Below are 16,035 nucleotides of genomic sequence, written 5' to 3'. Positions count from 1 at the left end.
AGCGGTTGTCGTCGCCAGGAATGACGTGGCGGCAGGTAAGCGCCTCAGCAGAGCGCTGCGGCGCCCAGCAGCCCGCCGGCGATCAGGGTGATGCCGACAACGGCGTGCCCCTGTCCGGAGGCTGCCGCGATCACGATGCCCACGATGGCCGCGATCACGACGAGGGTCAAAACGACAGCCATGAAGATGCGGGACAGGTTGCCGGGCGTCGACGACGACGCAGCCAGCGCCGCATGGGTCGGATCGTTCACAACCGTCATCGAACACCTCCATATGTGAGGGTGCTCACCTTATCAGAGATACGTGATTCAGGTCACTTACTGCCGGGGGTGTCAATACCCGAGGTGGAACGATGGGTGTCATGCCCATCCGCGCCGTCCTGTTCGACTTTTCCGGCACGCTGTTTCGGCTGGAGGAGGACGACAGCTGGTTCACCGGCATGGAGCTGGTTGACGACACTCTGTCCCCGACTGGCCGCCGCGCCGTCGACGCGCACGTCCAGGCTGAGCTGATGGAACGGCTCACCCACCCCACCGGCGGAAACATCGAGCTGACCGACGAGGCCTACCAGGCGTGGCTCAACCGCGACCTCGCGCCGTACCTGCACCGTGAGGCCTACCTGCATGTGCTGCGCGAGTCCGGCCTGCCGTCGCGCCATGCCGAATCCCTCTACAACAAGGTCGTCGACCCCGCCTCGTGGACGCCCTACCCCGACACCGTCGAGGTGCTGCGGTCGCTGCGGGAGCGCGGTCTGCGCACCGCGGTGGTCTCCAACATCGCGTTCGATATCCGCCCGGCGTTCGAGACGGCGGGAGCCGAGGCCGATGACTTCGTGCTCTCGTTCGAGGTCGGCGCGGTCAAACCCGATCCGCGGATCTTCCGCGTCGCGCTCGAACGACTCGGTGTCTCCGCCGAGGAGGCGGTGATGGTCGGCGACAGCGAGGAGAACGACGGTGCGGCGCGCGACCTCGGCTGCGACTTCGTTCTGGTGGACCCCCTGCCGGTCGCACACCGGCCGACCGGATTGATCGACGGGTTGCATGCCCACCTGGCCGGCCCGCGCGAAAGGTAGCGTCTGACCATATGGCCGACTCTGAGCGCATCACGCCGCCGTGGTGGCTGAAACCCATGAACAAGGTCTTCATGGGAGCCATGCGGCTGGGCATCGTCAAGGACGGTCCGGTGGTACTGACAGTGCCGGGCCGCAAGTCCGGCAAGCCGCGGTCGACGCCGATCACCCCGTTCACCGTCGACGGCACGCGCTATGTGGTGGGCGGCTTCCCCGGTGCGGACTGGGTGCGCAACGTCCGCGCCGCCGGCGTCGTCACCGTGACCCAGGGCAAACGGACCGAACAGGTACACATGGTCGAGGTGCCGGCCGACGAGGCCCGCCCGCCGCTGCACGCCTTCCCCACCCTGGTGCCGACCGGGGTGAGCTTCATGAAGAACGCCGGTTTGGTCACCGAGGGCAGGCCTGACGAATTCGAAGCGCTCGCCGGACGGTGCGCGGTGTTCCGGTTCGATCCGGTCTCATGACCCGGCTGCCACTGATCATCGCGGCTGCGCTGGTCGCCGCGGTCACGAATGCTCCTGCCGCCCAAGCTGATCCGATGTGCCCGGCCGGCGGAGCACCGCCGGGGTCGGCAAGCAAGCCCTACGACGGCGGCACCGTGTGGATCAGTCCGGACGGGCTCGTCGGCGTGAGCACCGCCGAGGGCAACGGCCGGGTCCGGGTGCCAAGCGCGTCTCCGATGCCGCTTCAGGCGATGGTGATCGACGCTCAGGCGAACGGTCAGCAGCAGCTCATCGTCAGCGACGGCCGCGTCGCGCACCTGTTTGCGCTGACCGGCTGCACCATCTCCGCTGTGTACGACGGGCAGGGTCAGCCGTTCCTGTTCGACCTGCAGAACCTGCGTGGCAACGGCACCGGAATCGGATGCAGTGACTTGGGTGACGGCCCGCGTCTGGTAGGACTGCAGGCGCTGCCCGACGGTGCCGGGTACACGGTGCGCCGCACCGCGATCGACCTGGACGGGTCGGCCGCGACCATCGGCCGCTCCGACACCGTCCCGGGCACGTCGCAGCAGGATCCGGTGGTCGCATGGGCGATGACCATCAGCTGTGGCGAGCGGACCATGACCCAGGACGGAGTTCAACAACCTTGAGCGCGGACAACCCCTTCGACCCGTCACTGTGGCGAGCCGTGGACGGCTTCGACGACCTGACCGACATCACCTACCACCGTCACGTCTCCGACGGCACCGTGCGGGTGGCGTTCAACCGGCCCGAGGTGCGCAACGCATTTCGCCCCCACACCGTCGACGAGCTGTACCGCGCGCTGGATCATGCCCGGATGTCACCCGACGTCGGCGTGGTGCTGCTGACCGGCAACGGGCCCTCGGCCAAGGACGGCGGCTGGGCGTTCTGCTCGGGCGGCGATCAGCGCATCCGGGGGCGCACCGGATATCAGTATGCCGAGGGCGAGACCGCCGACACCGTCGACGTCGCCCGCGCGGGACGCCTGCACATCCTCGAGGTGCAACGGCTCATCCGCTTCATGCCCAAGGTGGTCATCTGCCTGGTCAACGGCTGGGCCGCCGGCGGCGGGCACAGCCTGCACGTGGTGTGCGACCTGACCCTGGCCAGCCGCGAGCACGCCCGCTTCAAGCAGACCGACGCCGACGTGGGCAGCTTCGACGGCGGCTACGGCAGCGCGTATCTGGCGCGCCAGGTGGGGCAGAAGTTCGCCAGGGAGATCTTCTTCCTCGGGGAGACCTACACCGCCGAGCAGATGCACCAGATGGGCGCGGTCAACCGGGTGATCGACCACGCCGAGCTGGAGACCGCCGGGGTGGCGTGGGCGAAAGCCATCAACGGCAAATCGCCTCAGGCGCAACGCATGTTGAAGTTCGCGTTCAACCTGCTCGACGACGGCCTGGTCGGCCAGCAGCTGTTCGCCGGGGAAGCCACCCGGCTGGCCTATATGACCGACGAAGCCGTCGAGGGGCGCGACGCCTTCCTCGAGAAGCGCGAACCGGACTGGAGCCCGTTCCCGCGCTACTTCTGACATCGCACCTACCTAGAGACTCGGAACCCGTGAATCCGTTGCGCCGCAAGTTGACCGAAGCCATCGCATTGGCCGGCATGCGCCCCCCGTTCAGCATGCCCACCGGCACCACCGTCGACCTGCGCGGCAAGCGTGTCCTGGTGACCGGCGCGTCCTCCGGAATCGGGGAAGCCGGCGCCGAGTTGTTCGCACAGGCGGGAGCCGAGGTGGTCGTCGTGGCCCGCCGCGCTGATCTGCTCGACGCGGTCGCCGACCGCATCACCGCCGGCGGCGGGCAGGCGACCGCGATCCCCTGCGACCTTGCCGACCTCGACGCCGTCGACTCCCTGGTGGACACCGTCGGCGCGATCGACATCCTGGTCAACAATGCGGGCCGGTCGATCCGGCGGCCGCTGGCCGAGTCGCTGGATCGCTGGCATGACGTCGAACGCACCATGACCCTGAACTACTACTCGCCGCTGCGACTCATCCGGGGTTTCGCTCCGGGCATGATCGAACGCGGCGACGGGCACATCATCAACGTCTCGACATGGGGCGTGCTCAGCGAGGCTTCCCCATTGTTCGGTGTCTACAACGCCTCCAAGGCTGCGCTGAGCACGGTCAGCCGCGTCATCGAAACCGAATGGTCGGGCCAGGGCGTGCACTCGACAACGCTGTACTACCCGCTGGTCGCGACTCCAATGATCGCCCCGACCCGGGCCTACGACGGCCTGCCCGCGCTCACGCCGCAGGAGGCCGGCCAGTGGATGATCGAGGCCGCCCGGCACCGCCCGGTGCGCATCGCCCCGCGGATCGCCGTCACCGCCCGCGCCATCGACGTCGTCGCTCCCGGTGTGCTCAACCGGATGATGAAGCGTCAGCGCGTGCAGCCCAACTGAGGTAGACACGAGACCATGGAGATCCTGGCGAGTCGGACGCTGTTCCGGCCGGCCGACTATCCGCGCTCGGTCAGCTTCTACCGCGACGCCATCGGGCTGGCCATCGCCCGCGACTACGGCGGCGGCGTCGTGTTCTACGCCGGGCAGTCCCTCATCGAACTCGCCGCCCACGGCGCCCCGACGTCGCCGGGCGGTCCGTTTCCCGGCGCGCTGTGGCTTCAGGTCCGCGACGTCTACGCCACGCAGGATGAATTGCGAAGTCGCGGTGTGGAAATCGCCCGCGAAGCCCGCGAAGAACCCTGGGGACTACACGAGATGCACGTCACCGACCCCGACGGAGTCATACTGATCTTCGTACAGATTCCCGCCGACCACCCGTTGCGGCGGGATACCCGGAGTTAGAGCGCGGCCCCCACCAACGGCCACCCGACCGAGGCCAGCCGGGCCGCAACCTGGTTCAGCTCTTCAGGATTCGGCTCTTTTTCGATCACGTCACGGATAGCCTGATGCAGCTGCTCGGGCGTGACAGGGGTGTCGTAGTCAGTCTGCCGCAGGATGGCCGACGCGGCCTGAACGACCTCGTCCTCGGTCAGAGACCTCTTCAGCAGAGCCAGCAGGGGGTAATAATCCTTGGGCGGAACGCCTTCGGGATAGCCCTTGTGCAACCATCCGAGAACGCTCTCCAGAAAGTTGGGGTGCTCGTCGACAGTCATCGCAGCCTCACTTCTTGGGCAACATCGGGAACAAGTCAACGCCAAAGTGGTGAATGATCGTCGCCCGGGTGATCCATAGGACGGCGGTCACGATCACCAGGGAGACGAAGAGGAACAGGAGAATACCGACGTACTTCAGCGCCGGATTGGGCTTGTGGATGACGTGGTCGGCCTCTTCGCCGCCGGCGCCGAACGAATAGGCCAGCATGCCAGTCGCGAACAGGGCGGGCAGGCCTGCGCCGAGAATCAGCCCCACGACCAGCACCTTGAGGATCGACTCGAAGTAAACCATCTGCGTGTCCTTTGGTTGTCGGGTTGCGGTCAGACCGAAGCCGTGGGCTGGACGTCCTTCGGCTTTGAGGCCGCCCGAACCTCAGCTGGGACAACCGAGTTGGTCGAGGTGTCCCAATCGGCGTTGACGTTGCTGCTGTCGACCTTCTGCTGCTGGGCGCGCCACCACATGTAGCCGGACAGGCCCACCAGGATCACGAAGATGATCCCGTCACCTGCCAGCTGCGAGGAGGTGAGGGACTTCACTGCGTCGGACAGCCAGTAGGACAGCGCACCGACGAGTGCGGCTGCCGGCAGAGTGACCAGCCAGGCCACCGCCATCCGGCCGGCGACCGCCCAGCGCACCTCGGCGCCGGGCTTGCCCACGCCGCTGCCCAGGATCGAGCCCGTGGCGACGTGGGTGGTCGACAGCGCCATGCCGGCTGCGCTCGAGCTCAGGATGATCGCGGCCGAGGAGGCTTCCGCGGCGAGGCCCTGGGGGGACTCGATCTCCACCAGGCCCTTGCCGAGCGTGCGGATAACCCGCCAACCGCCGATGTACGTACCGAGGCCGATGGCCAGCGCGCAGGAAAGGATGATCCAGAACGGCAGGCCGTCCTTCTTGACGTCGCCGGTGAGGTGACCGGTGGTGATCAAAGCCAGCGCGATGACGCCCATCGTCTTCTGGGCGTCATTGGTGCCGTGCGCGAGCGCGACGAGGGAAGCCGTGGCGATCTGGCCCCACCGGAAGCCCTCCTCGCGACGCCGCGCCAGGACCTTCCGGGTGATCCGGTACACCAGCCAGGTGCCGCAGGCTGCGACGAGGCCGGCGATCACCGGTGCGGCGATGGCCGGGATGAGCACCTTCTCAGTGACGCCCTTCCAGTTGACACCCGCCATGCCGAGGGCCGCGAGACCGGCGCCGATCAGACCGCCGAAGAGTGCGTGCGAGGAACTGGAGGGGATGCCGAACAGCCAGGTGAGCAGGTTCCACAAGATGCCGCCGATGAGGCCGGCGAAGATGATCGTGAGGCCCATCGATGCGTCGATACCGGGTAGTAGCGCTCCGGTCTTGGCGTTCTGGACCTTGAGCACCGAGGTCGTCACCGTGACGGCGACCTCGACCGAGAGGAACGCGCCGACGAGATTCAGGATTCCCGCGAGCAGCACCGCGGTCTTGGGCTTCAGCGCCCCGGTGGCGATCGAGGTCGCCATCGCGTTTCCGGTGTCGTGGAAGCCGTTGGTGAAGTCGAATGCCAGTGCTGTGGCGATCAGCAGCACCAAAATGATCATCTCCGCGCTCATGGTTGTGATTGTGCTGGGTCATGGGACCTTGTGACTAGTTGCCGAAAGTCACCGAAAAGGCCCCGATCAGGGCATTTGCAAACCCCCCGAGAGCTGTTCATCGGCTGTTCACCTGCAAGAGTGCCGACGTTGGCCTATTTCGCTGGAGGCGGGGTAGATCCATACAGCGGGGCCTGTTGGCGCCGACTAACATTCTCGACGTCCATCGGGCGCCTTCGGACGCCCCGGCAAGGGAGATGCCGTGGTGTCCAATTTCATCACCAAGATCGTGGCCTGGATCAAATCCGGCTACCCCGACGGTGTTCCCCGCCCGGATCAGGTTCCGCTGTTCGCCCTTCTCCGTCGTCGGCTCACCGACGAGGAAGTCAAGGCCGTCGCACAGACACTCCTCGACAGCGGCGAGTTCGATCACATCGACATCGGCGTCCTCATCACAGAAATCACCGATGAACTGCCCGCGCCCGCGGACATCGAGCGGGTCCGGGCCAAGCTGGCCACCTACGGCTGGCCGCTGGACGATCCGCGCGACAGTGAGGACGCCGAATAACCACGCTGCGAGCGCTCGCGATTCCTCCCGGCCGGTCGGCACACTCACTGCTGGCCGCCCTCGGGGGTGTGCTCGACGGGCGTGACGCCCCACTGGTTCCCGTGCCCGCCGGAGATCTGCGGGAGAGCGAACTGCTGACGACCTCGTTGCGGGTCGGTGAAGAGATCGACGACGACGTCGCCCTGGTGGTGTCGACCTCAGGCACCACCGGAACACCCAAGGGAGCGATGCTCACCCCGTCCGCTCTGATCGCGAGCGCGGCGGCGACTCATGACCGCCTCGGCGGGCCGGGCACCTGGCTGCTCGCGCTGCCCACCCATCACATCGCCGGGATCCAGGTTCTGGTGCGCAGCCTGCAGGCTGGCACGGTGCCCGTCGAACTCGACGTCTCCGCAGGCTTCGATGTCACCGAATTGTCCACGGCGGTGGCGCAATTGGGCTCGGGTCGACGCTACACCTCGCTGGTGGCCACCCAGCTGGCGAAGGCGCTGCTGGATCCCGAAGCCACCGCTGCGCTGGCCGAACTCGACGCCGTGCTGCTCGGCGGCGGACCGGCCCCGCGGCCGGTGCTCGAGGGCGCGGCGGCCGCCGGCATCGCGGTGGTGCGCACCTACGGATCCAGCGAAACCGCCGGCGGCTGCGTCTATGACGGAGTTCCACTCGACGGGGTGCGGATACGGCTGGACGACGGCGCCCAGCCCGGCGAGGGGCGCATCGTGATCGGCGGGCCGACGCTGGCCAAGGGTTACCGCAACCCGCCGGACTCAGGTCCATTCGCCGGATCCGACGGCGATCCGTTCGCCGAGACGGGCTGGTTTCACACCGACGATCTCGGCATGGTCGACAACGACGGGCGGCTGGTGGTGCTGGGTCGCGCCGATGAGGCGATCAGCACGGGTGGGCTGACGGTGATGCCGGCGCCGGTCGAGGCCGTACTGTCGCGGCACCCGGCGGTCGCGGACTGCGCGGTGTTCGGAGTGCCCGACGATCGCCTCGGCCAGCGGGTGGTCGCCGCCGTCGTCGTCATCCCCGGTGCGGTCGAGCCGAGTGTGAGCGACATCAAGGAATACCTCGCCCAGACACTGGATTCGACGGCCGCACCGCGGGAACTCCACATCATCGACGAACTGCCCCGCCGGGGCATCGGCAAGGTGGACCGCCGGGCGTTGCGGCTCCGCTTCGAGAACGGTGGAGATTTGCCAGGCGGCTACGGTTGGTGAACAATCGTTCACTGAAGGAGGTCATTCCTATGGGCGACCTGAAGTATCTCGACCTACATGGTGACCAAGTGGCCTACCTCGATGAGGGCCAGGGCGAGGTGATCCTGCTGATCCACGGCATGGCAGGCAGTTCGCAGACCTGGCGGTCGGTGATCCGGCCGCTGTCGCGCAACTACCGCGTGGTGGCACCGGACCTGCTCGGCCACGGCCGCTCCGCCAAACCGCGCAGCGACTACTCGCTGGGCGCGTTCGCGGTATTACTGCGCGACCTGCTCGACGAGCTCGGAGTCGCACAGGCCACCGTCGTTGGGCACTCTCTCGGCGGCGGGGTGGCCATGCAGTTCGTCTACCAACATCCCGACTACGCGCGGCGGCTGGTCCTGATCGGCAGCGGCGGCCTGGGGCCCGATGTCGGGTGGACACTGCGGCTGCTGTCGGCCCCCGGAGCAGAGCTGATCATGCCGATCATCGCGCCACCGCCGGTGCTGAAGGTCGGCGAAAAGGTGCGCTCCCTGTTCGGCAAGATGGGAATCGGGTCGCCCCGCGGCGCCGAGATCTGGAACGCCTACAGCTCGTTCTCCGACGCCGAAACCCGACAGGCGTTCTTGCGCACGCTGCGCTCGGTGGTCGACTACCGCGGTCAGTCGGTCAGCGCGCTCAACCGCCTGCACGTCAAGGCGGATCTGCCGACTATGGCGATCTGGGGCGACCAGGACACCATCATCCCCGTCGACCACGGCTACGCCGCGCAGGCAACGCGGCCCGACGTCCGGCTGGAAGTACTGACCGGGGTGGGACATTTCCCCCAGGTGGAGCGGCCGACCGAGGTCGTCGAGCTCATCGAGGATTTCATCTCCACCGAACCGGGCGCCGTCATCGAGCAGCCCGCCACCCCTTTGTGATCTCGCGGTTCGCAGCCGCGCCTGTCGCGCGGTTGGCCACGGTGACTCCCGAGGGTCTGCCGCACGTGGTGCCGATCGTGTTCGCCGTCGACGACGGCGTCATCTACACCGCGGTCGACGGCAAACCGAAGTCCACGCAGCGGCTGCGCCGGCTGGCCAATATCGCGGCCAATCCCGGCGTCAGTGTTCTAGTGGACCACTACGCCGACGACTGGTCTCAGCTGTGGTGGGTCCGGGCCGACGGTATCGCCACGATCGTGGCGGATGGACCAGCCTTCGAGCGCGGTCGCGAGCTGTTGCGGGCGAAATACCCTCAGTATGAGTCGGTTTCACTTGACGGGCCGGCGCTGGTCGTCGCAGTCGAGAAGTGGGTGAGCTGGCCGAGGTAGGCCGCCTCGAGATCCACACCAGGGCTGTGGATCCGCACTTTTCACGACCCTGGAGTCGATCTCGCGGCGCTGTTCCAGTCGCGCCGTAAGCTGGGTACCCGTGAGCATCGGGCGCAAGGAAGCGATCGCGGTCAGCGTCGGCGGGCTCCTGTTGGCGGCGGCGTTCGTCGTGCCGGATCTGCATCTGGGCATCGTCACGCCGCTGGTCAATATGAAGCCGGCAGACCTCAAGGCATTCGCCGACGCCGCCCCCATTTTCGGCTGGTGGAACGCCCACGTGGGCTGGGGCACGGTGCCGGCCATCCTGATCGGCGCCGCGGCTGTGGTGTGGGGTACCTCGGTCGCCCAGCGACTGAGCTGGCGCGCACTGACCTTCACGGCGTGGGCGACCTCGTTCGCCTGGGCGTTCTCGCTGGCCATGATCGACGGCTGGCAGCGTGGGTTCGCCGGTCGGCTGACCGCCAGACACGAGTACCTGCGCCAGGTACCGACGATCACCGATATCCCCGAAGCTCTGCGCACGTTCTCCAGCAGAATCCTGGATTTCCAACCGAATTCGTGGATCACCCACGTTTCCGGGCACCCCCCGGGCGCCCTGCTCACCTTCGTGTGGCTCGATCGCATCGGGCTCGGCGGCGGTGCCTGGGCTGCGTTGTGGTGCGTGCTGATCGGTTCCAGTGCGGCCGCCGCGATCATCGTGGCGGTGCGGGCGCTGAGCGACGAGCCGACCGCGCGGCTGGTCGCGCCGTTCGTCGCGGTGGCCCCGACGGCCATCTGGATTGCGGTCTCCGCGGACGGCTACTTCACCGGAGTGGCCGCCTGGGGTATTGCCCTGCTGGCGTTGGCCGTTCGCCAGAAGGTGCGCTGGCCGTGGCTCGCCGCGACCGGGGCGGGCCTGCTGCTGGGGTGGGGAATCTTCCTCAACTACGGCCTGGCGCTGATTGCGCTGCCTGCGGTGGCGGTACTGATCTGTGCCGCCGACTGGCGGACGGCGCTTCGCACACTTCTTCCGGCGGTGCTGGCCGCGCTGGCGATCGTCGCGGTGTTCGCCGTGGCAGGGTTCTGGTGGTTCGACGGCTACATCCTTGTCCAGCAACGTTATTGGCAGGGCATCGCGAACAACCGGCCATTCCAGTACTGGGGTTGGGCCAACTTCGCCTCGGTGGTGTGCGCGATCGGTCTGGGCAGCGTCGCCGGCATCGGGCGGGTCTTCGACATCGCCGCGATCAGGCGCCGATCGGGCCTGCACATGCTGGTGCTGGCAGCCCTGGCGGCAATCGTGTTCGCCGACCTGTCAATGCTGTCCAAGGCCGAAACCGAACGGATCTGGCTGCCGTTCACAGTGTGGCTGACCGCTGCGGGAGCCCTGCTACCCGCCCGTACCCACCGATGGTGGTTGAGCCTCAACGTCGCCGGCGCCCTGCTGTTGAACCACCTGATTCTGACCAACTGGTAGCAAGCGGTCGCCGACGAGGTACAGCAGTGCCGCGCCCCACACCACCGCCAACGCGATCCAGAACCCGGCCTGATAGTTACGGTCCAGGACGGTGAGATTGTCCAGATGCAGACCGGGCTTGCTGTACACCGGAATCGCCAGGGCCACTAGTACTACCGTCAGCAACCCAGCCACCAGCACCGGTGTCCACCAGCGGTGCGGCAATACCCGCCGTCCGGCGAAACCCAAGGCCACACACAGCGGCGCGAACACCGCGTCGTGCAGCAACACCCCGATCAGCGACCAGGCCACGATCCGGATGATCACCTCGGTCGAGTTGTCCCACACCAGCACCGCGCCGTAGATCCCGACGGCCAGGCCCGCGACCACAAGAGCCGCCCGGATACCGTTCACGACACGACCTCGATCCTGGTCAACCACTTCGTCTGCAGCACACCGGGTCGAGTCGGCGCGATCAGCCGGCACGGGTAGCCGTGATCCAGATTGAGTGTCTCGCCGTTGATCTTCAACGCGATCAGCGTCTTCGAGTCCGCGGCGTGGCTGGCCGGCAGTACCGTGCGCGAGTACGGCCCCGGTCCCTCCAGCGAGATCATCCGGACATCGGAATCCGGCTTGCCACCAACTTCTTTGAGCAGATCAGCCAGCACCACACCGGTCCAGTCGGCCTCCGCGCTCCAGCCTTCGACACAGGCGATCGGCAGCCGGTGGGTGGTCTGCGGCAGCGCGCCGAGCTCGGCCAACGAGAACGCCTTGGTGGTGCCGCCGTTGACGACGGTCAGCCGATACTGCGGTGACTGCGCGGCGGGGATCACCCCGGCCGCCCACGCCGAGCGGTTCACCGGGACGCCCTGCGGCCCCTCGCCCGACCGGGGTGCCAGCACGGAGACCTTCCTGAGCCAGGAAACCGTTTGTCCGGCAGTAAGAACCGTTGCCACGCCCACCGCCAGCCAGGTACCTGCCAACACCGCGCGACGGCTCGGGCCGTGGTGCGGCATCAGCCCACCGGCCGCAACATCGTCGAGCGGTTCGCCCAGCGCGCGACGGATCACCGGGAGCTTGACGCCGATGTGCACCAGCACGGCCCCGGCCGCCACATAGGCCATCGCGTAATGGGTTGTGGTGAAGAAGAACTCGAACGCATACCACTGCGCGATGTTCATGATGCCGGTGGACAGCTGAAACAGCATGGAGCCCACCAGAACCAGGATCGAGGCCCGCTCCAGCTGCTTGGTGAGCCCGCCGATGATGGGACGCTCGAACAGTTTCGGGTACACCGACCACAGCTTGACCACCAGCAGCGGGATCGCCGCGATACCGGAGATCACGTGCAGGCCCTGGGTGAACTGATAGAGCCATACCGGCCGGGCGGGCCAGAAGAACCACGGCTGCGGATGCTGGATGAAGTGACTGATCAACCCCGTCACAAAGCAGATCGTCACGGCAATACCCAGTGCGACCCCGACCCTGGCCGTCACCGCGGTGCCACGCAAGGCGTACTTGGTGGCGACTTTCGCGTCCCCGGTCATTTCAGCGCGAGTGTAGCCACGACACGGTCGCCGATCGGGTGAATCGACACCAACGCCATCCCGACTTCATCTGCCAGCGTCGCCGCGCAATCCACGCCCACCGCAGCCCACCGAAACCACGGGCCGATGCTGCGCGACGATTCCAGGCGCACCCAGCTGGTACACACCCCGGCCACGGCCGGATCGAACTCCGCGACGCACCGGCCCCCGCGCGCCATCAGTTCGGCGGCCCGGCGCAGCACCCGCCACGGGTCGCCACCAAGGCCGACGTTGCCGTCGGCCAGCAGCACCGTGCGCCAGCGCCCGGTACCGGGAAGCGGGTCGAACACGTCGCGCAACAGGGCCGGAGCCCCGCTACGCCGGGCCATCCGCACCGCGGTCTCGGACTGGTCTACCCCGAGTGCGGGGATGCCACGCCGCACCAGGTCTGCCACCAAACGCCCTGGGCCGCAGCCTAAATCGATGGTCGGTCCGTCACACAGATCGACGACGGCGGAGTCGAAGCTCTTGTCCGAGCCCTGCCCTAGCCAGCTGTGCACCGGCAGGCGGTGCAGCCGGCCATCGTCGTGGCGCAGCCAGCAACACTCGCCGTCCAGGGCACGGTCGTAGAGCTGTCCCAACATGTCAAGCCTCTCGTGTGACACGCGCGAACCGGCTCGAAGACCGGCAGGCCGCGCGGACCAAAGGGATGTCGTCGACGGTGTCGACGTCGTGCAACTCCTCGACGAGCGACACGTTGACCACAGTGTGCCGCAGCGCGGCAAGCGTTACAGCGCCCGTGTCGGCTTGCGACATGGGCACATCACGCAGGCATTCGGCAGTGCCGGCCTCGGATACCCCGAGAATCCACCAGCCGCCGTCGCACGCCATCCCCAGCAGCGCGGGCGTGCTCAACAATGTTCGCGCGCAATTGGTGAGCAGTTCGGCATTCACCTGCGGGGTGTCCATCCCGATCTGCAGCACGGGCCGCCCCTCAGCGGCATCGGCGTGGGCGTTGGCCAGCCGGTCGGCGAAGTCGTCGCCCCGCTGGTCGATCACGGTGAACGCGCGCAACCGGTCGCGGATCTCCGCCTGTCGGCACGCCCGGTCGAGCTCGCCGGTCATCGCCACCACGCGCGCCGCCACCGGCGTCTCGGCCACCGCGTCGAGGGTGTCCAGCAATGCCGCCGCCGCGATCTCGGCGGCGGCTTCGTCACCCAGGGTCGCTGCCAGCCGGGTCTTGGCGAGCCCCGGTACCGGTGCCTTGGCCACCACGAGCACCGTCACCGGTATCGGGGGCTGTGTCACGAGATGACCTTCCAGAAGTCGACTGCTGCCGTGAAACTCCCCCGCACCGATCCGCTCACCTTCGACTTACCTCCGGTACGGGGGCCGTAGTCGACGTCGACCTCGACGACCCGCCATCCCGCAGCGGCGGCACGGACCAGTAATTCGAGCGGGTACCCAGATCGGCGGTCCGTCACGCCCAACCCGAGCAGGGCCTCGCGGCGGGCCACCCGCATCGGTGCGATGTCATGGACCGCCAACCCGTGCCGGGTGCGTAACCGCCAGCACACCGCAGCGGTGCCCAGCCGCGCATGCCAGGGCCATTTCAGGCCGCGCAAGGGCCGCCGGCGCCCGGTGACCATGTCGGCGCCACGCGCCAATTCGGCGACCAGACGCGGCAGATCGGCCGGATTCAGCGATCCGTCACCGTCGAGAACCGCCACCAATGGGGTTTCGGCGGCGACGACACCGGCGTGTACGGCCGATCCGTAGCCCGCCCGGGCTTCGGAAATCACCTCGGCGCCATGCACTTTGGCGACCTCCGCGGTGCCGTCTGTGCTGTTGTTGTCAACGACCAGAGCGCGATAACCAGCGGGAATGGCCGCGAGTACGGCGGGAAGTGACTCCGCCTCGTTGAGGCAGGGCAGCACCACCGTGACCGGATACGCGGACATGATGACAACTTAGGGCAGCGTTGGGGAGAGGATGACGAAACCGTGACGTTGGTGCAGGTGAGGGCCATTGTTCGTTACCCTCGGTTCTATGACGGCCAGGGTTCTGATCGCCGACGATGACACCGTCGTGCGCGATGTGGTGCGTCGTTACCTAGAGCGCGACGGCCTGGAAGTCACGGTTGCCGGCGACGGCAGCGAGGCACTGCGGGTCCTGGGCACCCAACGCATCGACGTGGCGGTGCTCGACGTGATGATGCCCGGACCCAACGGGCTGTCCCTGTGCCGCACGCTGCGCCAGGGCGGGGACTACAGCGTGCCGGTGATTCTGCTGACCGCCCTTGGCGAAGAGGACGACCGCATCGCGGGCCTGGAGGCCGGCGCCGACGACTACCTGACCAAGCCGTTCAGTCCGCGTGAGCTGGCGCTGCGGGTGCGATCGGTGCTGCGCCGCGCACCGTCGCCCGCGGCGGCGCTTCCGCTGGAGATCACCGTCGGCGACCTGACGGTGGCCACCGCGTCGCGGTCGGTGACCGTCGACGGCAAGCCGGTGGGGCTGACCAACCGAGAGTTTGATCTGCTGCTGTTCTTCCTGACCCACACCGACACCGTCTTCTCCCGCGAGGAGTTGCTGCAGAAAGTGTGGCGTTGGGATTTCGGTGACTTGTCGACGGTGACAGTGCACGTCAAGCGATTGCGCTCCAAGCTTGGCGAGCATCACCGCGTCCAAACGGTCTGGGGCCGTGGATATTTGTGGCGCGGTGAAGCCGGCGGCGGTGACCGTGCCACCGCGTGACATCGCTGAAATTGCCCTGCTGGCCCTGGCCTGTTCACTGCCGGTGGTGGTTTTTGGCTGGCTGATCATCCGGCTGGCCAGGTCGTGGTCGATGACGGTCACGATGGTGGCACTGGTGTTGATCCCGGTGCTGGCGACGCTGACCGGAGTCGTGGGGGCCAGCGGCTTCATGATCACCGACACCTTCGCCCGTACCGCCGTGGTGCTGGGCATCGTCGCGGTGGTGACGGTTCCGTCGGCGGTGATGCTGGCGCGCTACCAGGCTCGACGGACGGTGTGGGAGCAGGAGATTCGCGACGCCGAGCGGGCCGCCGAGCAGTCCCGGCGGCGGTTGGTCGCGTTCGTCAGCCACGACCTTCGCACTCCCCTGGCCGGTATCCGCGCACTGGCCGAGGCGATCGCCGACGGCGTGGTGAGCGACGACGAGGTTCAGGTTCAAGCCAAACACATCGAGCAGGAATCGATCCGGCTCTCGGAAATGGTCGACGACCTGTTCGAGATGTCGAAGATCAATGCCGGTGCGGTGTACGCGCCGTACGAGAAGGTGGCCCTCGACGAGGTGGTCGACGATGTTCTGTCGGCGCACCGGATCGCCTCCGAACGGGCGGGCGTGCACCTGGAGGTGTCGATGCCGCCCAAGCCGGTTCGAGTGGTCGGTAGCGACCGGGCATTGGTGCGCGTGCTGTCGAACCTGGTAGCCAATGCGATCGCCCACACCCCGACCGGCGGGACGGTGAAACTGGCGGTGGGCTCCGACGCCAAAGGCGCGTGGGCCCGGGTCGACGACACCGGCGTGGGGATCAACGAGGCGGATCTTCCCCGGGTGTTCGACGTCGCCTACCGCGGCTCCAACGGCCGGGTGTCGCGGGCCGACCCCTCGCTGCCGAGCGGTTCGGGCTTGGGACTGGCGATCGCGGCCGGGCTGGTGCAGGCCCATCGCGGCTCGCTCTCAGCACACAACCTGCCGACCGGGGCACGGTTCGAGGTACGACTTCCGCTCGCCGACTAGAGCTGATTGTCGTCCGACTA

At 67.4% G+C, this 16,035-nt stretch carries 22 protein-coding genes; 13 read left to right on the top strand and 9 right to left on the bottom strand.

Going from position 1 to position 16,035, the window contains the following annotated elements:
- Positions 1–44 precede the first annotated feature (44 nt).
- A complete protein-coding gene (locus OG976_RS17220) occupies positions 45–260 on the bottom strand; it encodes a hypothetical protein (protein ID WP_328351123.1) in 216 nt (71 codons plus the stop codon).
- Positions 261–352: 92 nt separating this feature from the next.
- Between OG976_RS17220 and OG976_RS17215 the strand changes: the two genes are divergently transcribed.
- Genes OG976_RS17215 through OG976_RS17190 form a run of 6 tightly spaced genes read left to right on the top strand, consistent with a single transcriptional unit; the run spans position 353 to position 4,347 of the window.
- The gene (locus tag OG976_RS17215) at positions 353–1,072 is read left to right on the top strand and encodes an HAD family hydrolase (RefSeq protein WP_328351120.1); all 720 of its coding nucleotides are present in this window, start codon (positions 353–355) and stop codon (positions 1,070–1,072) included.
- 11 nt (positions 1,073–1,083) lie between these two features.
- Positions 1,084–1,536, top strand: coding sequence for a nitroreductase family deazaflavin-dependent oxidoreductase (locus OG976_RS17210; RefSeq protein ID WP_328351117.1), 453 nt, complete (start codon positions 1,084–1,086; stop codon positions 1,534–1,536).
- Positions 1,533–2,165 (top strand): hypothetical protein, encoded by a 633-nt coding sequence (locus OG976_RS17205; RefSeq protein ID WP_328351114.1) that lies wholly within the window; start codon positions 1,533–1,535, stop codon positions 2,163–2,165. The genes OG976_RS17210 and OG976_RS17205 overlap by 4 nt, the downstream gene beginning before the upstream one ends.
- The gene (locus OG976_RS17200; RefSeq protein WP_328351112.1) at positions 2,162–3,067 is read left to right on the top strand and encodes a 1,4-dihydroxy-2-naphthoyl-CoA synthase; all 906 of its coding nucleotides are present in this window, start codon (positions 2,162–2,164) and stop codon (positions 3,065–3,067) included. The genes OG976_RS17205 and OG976_RS17200 overlap by 4 nt, the downstream gene beginning before the upstream one ends.
- Before the next feature lie 29 nt (positions 3,068–3,096).
- The gene (locus OG976_RS17195; RefSeq protein WP_328351109.1) at positions 3,097–3,945 is read left to right on the top strand and encodes an SDR family oxidoreductase; all 849 of its coding nucleotides are present in this window, start codon (positions 3,097–3,099) and stop codon (positions 3,943–3,945) included.
- A 15-nt stretch (positions 3,946–3,960) separates the two neighbouring features.
- Entirely contained in the window at positions 3,961–4,347 is a 387-nt protein-coding gene (locus tag OG976_RS17190; protein WP_328351106.1) for a VOC family protein, read from the top strand.
- Here the strand turns inward: OG976_RS17190 and OG976_RS17185 are convergent.
- From OG976_RS17185 to OG976_RS17175, 3 genes are read right to left on the bottom strand one after another with little or no spacing between them, the layout of a single operon-like run.
- Positions 4,344–4,658, bottom strand: coding sequence for a DUF3349 domain-containing protein (locus OG976_RS17185; protein ID WP_328351103.1), 315 nt, complete (start codon positions 4,656–4,658; stop codon positions 4,344–4,346). The genes OG976_RS17190 and OG976_RS17185 overlap by 4 nt on opposite strands.
- A gap of 7 nt (positions 4,659–4,665) precedes the next feature.
- A complete protein-coding gene (locus OG976_RS17180) occupies positions 4,666–4,950 on the bottom strand; it encodes a hypothetical protein (RefSeq protein WP_328351100.1) in 285 nt (94 codons plus the stop codon).
- Between the two features lie 29 nt (positions 4,951–4,979).
- The gene (locus OG976_RS17175; RefSeq protein WP_328351097.1) at positions 4,980–6,233 is read right to left on the bottom strand and encodes an inorganic phosphate transporter; all 1,254 of its coding nucleotides are present in this window, start codon (positions 6,231–6,233) and stop codon (positions 4,980–4,982) included.
- Between the two features lie 244 nt (positions 6,234–6,477).
- On the opposite strand from OG976_RS17175, the gene OG976_RS17170 reads away from it, so the two are divergent.
- The 5 genes from OG976_RS17170 (at position 6,478) to OG976_RS17150 (ending at position 10,747) form a co-directional block, all read left to right on the top strand.
- On the top strand, positions 6,478–6,780 hold the full coding sequence (locus OG976_RS17170) for a DUF3349 domain-containing protein (RefSeq protein WP_328363681.1): 303 nt from the start codon (positions 6,478–6,480) through the stop codon (positions 6,778–6,780).
- Positions 6,781–6,848: 68 nt separating this feature from the next.
- Positions 6,849–8,000: an o-succinylbenzoate--CoA ligase gene (gene menE, locus OG976_RS17165; protein ID WP_442930349.1), complete on the top strand. Its 1,152-nt coding sequence runs from the start codon at positions 6,849–6,851 to the stop codon at positions 7,998–8,000.
- A gap of 29 nt (positions 8,001–8,029) precedes the next feature.
- Positions 8,030–8,902: an alpha/beta fold hydrolase gene (locus OG976_RS17160; RefSeq protein WP_328351094.1), complete on the top strand. Its 873-nt coding sequence runs from the start codon at positions 8,030–8,032 to the stop codon at positions 8,900–8,902.
- A complete protein-coding gene (locus OG976_RS17155; protein ID WP_328351091.1) occupies positions 8,899–9,291 on the top strand; it encodes a TIGR03668 family PPOX class F420-dependent oxidoreductase in 393 nt (130 codons plus the stop codon). Before OG976_RS17160 ends, OG976_RS17155 begins: the two co-directional genes overlap by 4 nt.
- A 100-nt stretch (positions 9,292–9,391) precedes the next feature.
- A complete protein-coding gene (locus tag OG976_RS17150; RefSeq protein WP_328351088.1) occupies positions 9,392–10,747 on the top strand; it encodes a hypothetical protein in 1,356 nt (451 codons plus the stop codon).
- Here the strand turns inward: OG976_RS17150 and OG976_RS17145 are convergent.
- Genes OG976_RS17145 through OG976_RS17125 form a run of 5 tightly spaced genes read right to left on the bottom strand, consistent with a single transcriptional unit; the run spans position 10,661 to position 14,213 of the window.
- Positions 10,661–11,140 carry a hypothetical protein gene (locus tag OG976_RS17145; RefSeq protein WP_328351085.1) on the bottom strand — a complete coding sequence of 160 codons (480 nt, stop codon included), beginning with the start codon at positions 11,138–11,140 and terminating at the stop codon, positions 10,661–10,663. The genes OG976_RS17150 and OG976_RS17145 overlap by 87 nt on opposite strands.
- Positions 11,137–12,273, bottom strand: a complete 1,137-nt coding sequence (locus OG976_RS17140) for a molybdopterin-dependent oxidoreductase (protein WP_328351082.1) — start codon at positions 12,271–12,273, stop codon at positions 11,137–11,139. The genes OG976_RS17145 and OG976_RS17140 overlap by 4 nt, the downstream gene beginning before the upstream one ends.
- Entirely contained in the window at positions 12,270–12,896 is a 627-nt protein-coding gene (locus tag OG976_RS17135; protein ID WP_328351079.1) for a class I SAM-dependent methyltransferase, read from the bottom strand. Before OG976_RS17135 ends, OG976_RS17140 begins: the two co-directional genes overlap by 4 nt.
- A 1-nt stretch (position 12,897) precedes the next feature.
- The gene (locus tag OG976_RS17130) at positions 12,898–13,560 is read right to left on the bottom strand and encodes a TIGR04282 family arsenosugar biosynthesis glycosyltransferase (RefSeq protein ID WP_328351076.1); all 663 of its coding nucleotides are present in this window, start codon (positions 13,558–13,560) and stop codon (positions 12,898–12,900) included.
- Positions 13,557–14,213, bottom strand: coding sequence for a glycosyltransferase family 2 protein (locus tag OG976_RS17125; protein WP_328351073.1), 657 nt, complete (start codon positions 14,211–14,213; stop codon positions 13,557–13,559). The genes OG976_RS17130 and OG976_RS17125 overlap by 4 nt, the downstream gene beginning before the upstream one ends.
- An 88-nt stretch (positions 14,214–14,301) precedes the next feature.
- On the opposite strand from OG976_RS17125, the gene OG976_RS17120 reads away from it, so the two are divergent.
- On the top strand, positions 14,302–15,006 hold the full coding sequence (locus OG976_RS17120) for a response regulator transcription factor (protein ID WP_328351070.1): 705 nt from the start codon (positions 14,302–14,304) through the stop codon (positions 15,004–15,006).
- Positions 14,987–16,015 (top strand): sensor histidine kinase, encoded by a 1,029-nt coding sequence (locus tag OG976_RS17115; protein ID WP_442930348.1) that lies wholly within the window; start codon positions 14,987–14,989, stop codon positions 16,013–16,015. Before OG976_RS17120 ends, OG976_RS17115 begins: the two co-directional genes overlap by 20 nt.
- Positions 16,016–16,035: the final 20 nt, after the last annotated feature.

The sequence above is a fragment of the Mycobacterium sp. NBC_00419 genome (assembly GCF_036023875.1).
Lineage (GTDB): Bacteria > Actinomycetota > Actinomycetes > Mycobacteriales > Mycobacteriaceae > Mycobacterium.
The sequence above is the reverse complement of the archived record's forward strand: the minus strand, read 5'-3'. Positions and strand labels throughout refer to the sequence as shown.

Excerpts from the sequence above, each read along its gene's own strand:
- OG976_RS17135 (WP_328351079.1), bottom strand. The coding sequence starts at position 12,896 with ATGTTGGGACAGCTCTACGACCGTGCCCTGGACGGCGAGTGTTGCTGG.
- OG976_RS17140 (WP_328351082.1), bottom strand. The coding sequence starts at position 12,273 with ATGACCGGGGACGCGAAAGTCGCCACCAAGTACGCCTTGCGTGGCACC.
- OG976_RS17125 (WP_328351073.1), bottom strand. The coding sequence starts at position 14,213 with ATGTCCGCGTATCCGGTCACGGTGGTGCTGCCCTGCCTCAACGAGGCG.
- OG976_RS17120 (WP_328351070.1), top strand. The coding sequence starts at position 14,302 with ATGACGGCCAGGGTTCTGATCGCCGACGATGACACCGTCGTGCGCGAT.
- OG976_RS17205 (WP_328351114.1), top strand. The coding sequence starts at position 1,533 with ATGACCCGGCTGCCACTGATCATCGCGGCTGCGCTGGTCGCCGCGGTC.
- OG976_RS17160 (WP_328351094.1), top strand. The coding sequence starts at position 8,030 with ATGGGCGACCTGAAGTATCTCGACCTACATGGTGACCAAGTGGCCTAC.
- OG976_RS17220 (WP_328351123.1), bottom strand. The coding sequence starts at position 260 with ATGACGGTTGTGAACGATCCGACCCATGCGGCGCTGGCTGCGTCGTCG.
- OG976_RS17190 (WP_328351106.1), top strand. The coding sequence starts at position 3,961 with ATGGAGATCCTGGCGAGTCGGACGCTGTTCCGGCCGGCCGACTATCCG.
- OG976_RS17185 (WP_328351103.1), bottom strand. The coding sequence starts at position 4,658 with ATGACTGTCGACGAGCACCCCAACTTTCTGGAGAGCGTTCTCGGATGG.
- OG976_RS17180 (WP_328351100.1), bottom strand. The coding sequence starts at position 4,950 with ATGGTTTACTTCGAGTCGATCCTCAAGGTGCTGGTCGTGGGGCTGATT.
- OG976_RS17175 (WP_328351097.1), bottom strand. The coding sequence starts at position 6,233 with ATGAGCGCGGAGATGATCATTTTGGTGCTGCTGATCGCCACAGCACTG.
- OG976_RS17210 (WP_328351117.1), top strand. The coding sequence starts at position 1,084 with ATGGCCGACTCTGAGCGCATCACGCCGCCGTGGTGGCTGAAACCCATG.
- OG976_RS17215 (WP_328351120.1), top strand. The coding sequence starts at position 353 with ATGGGTGTCATGCCCATCCGCGCCGTCCTGTTCGACTTTTCCGGCACG.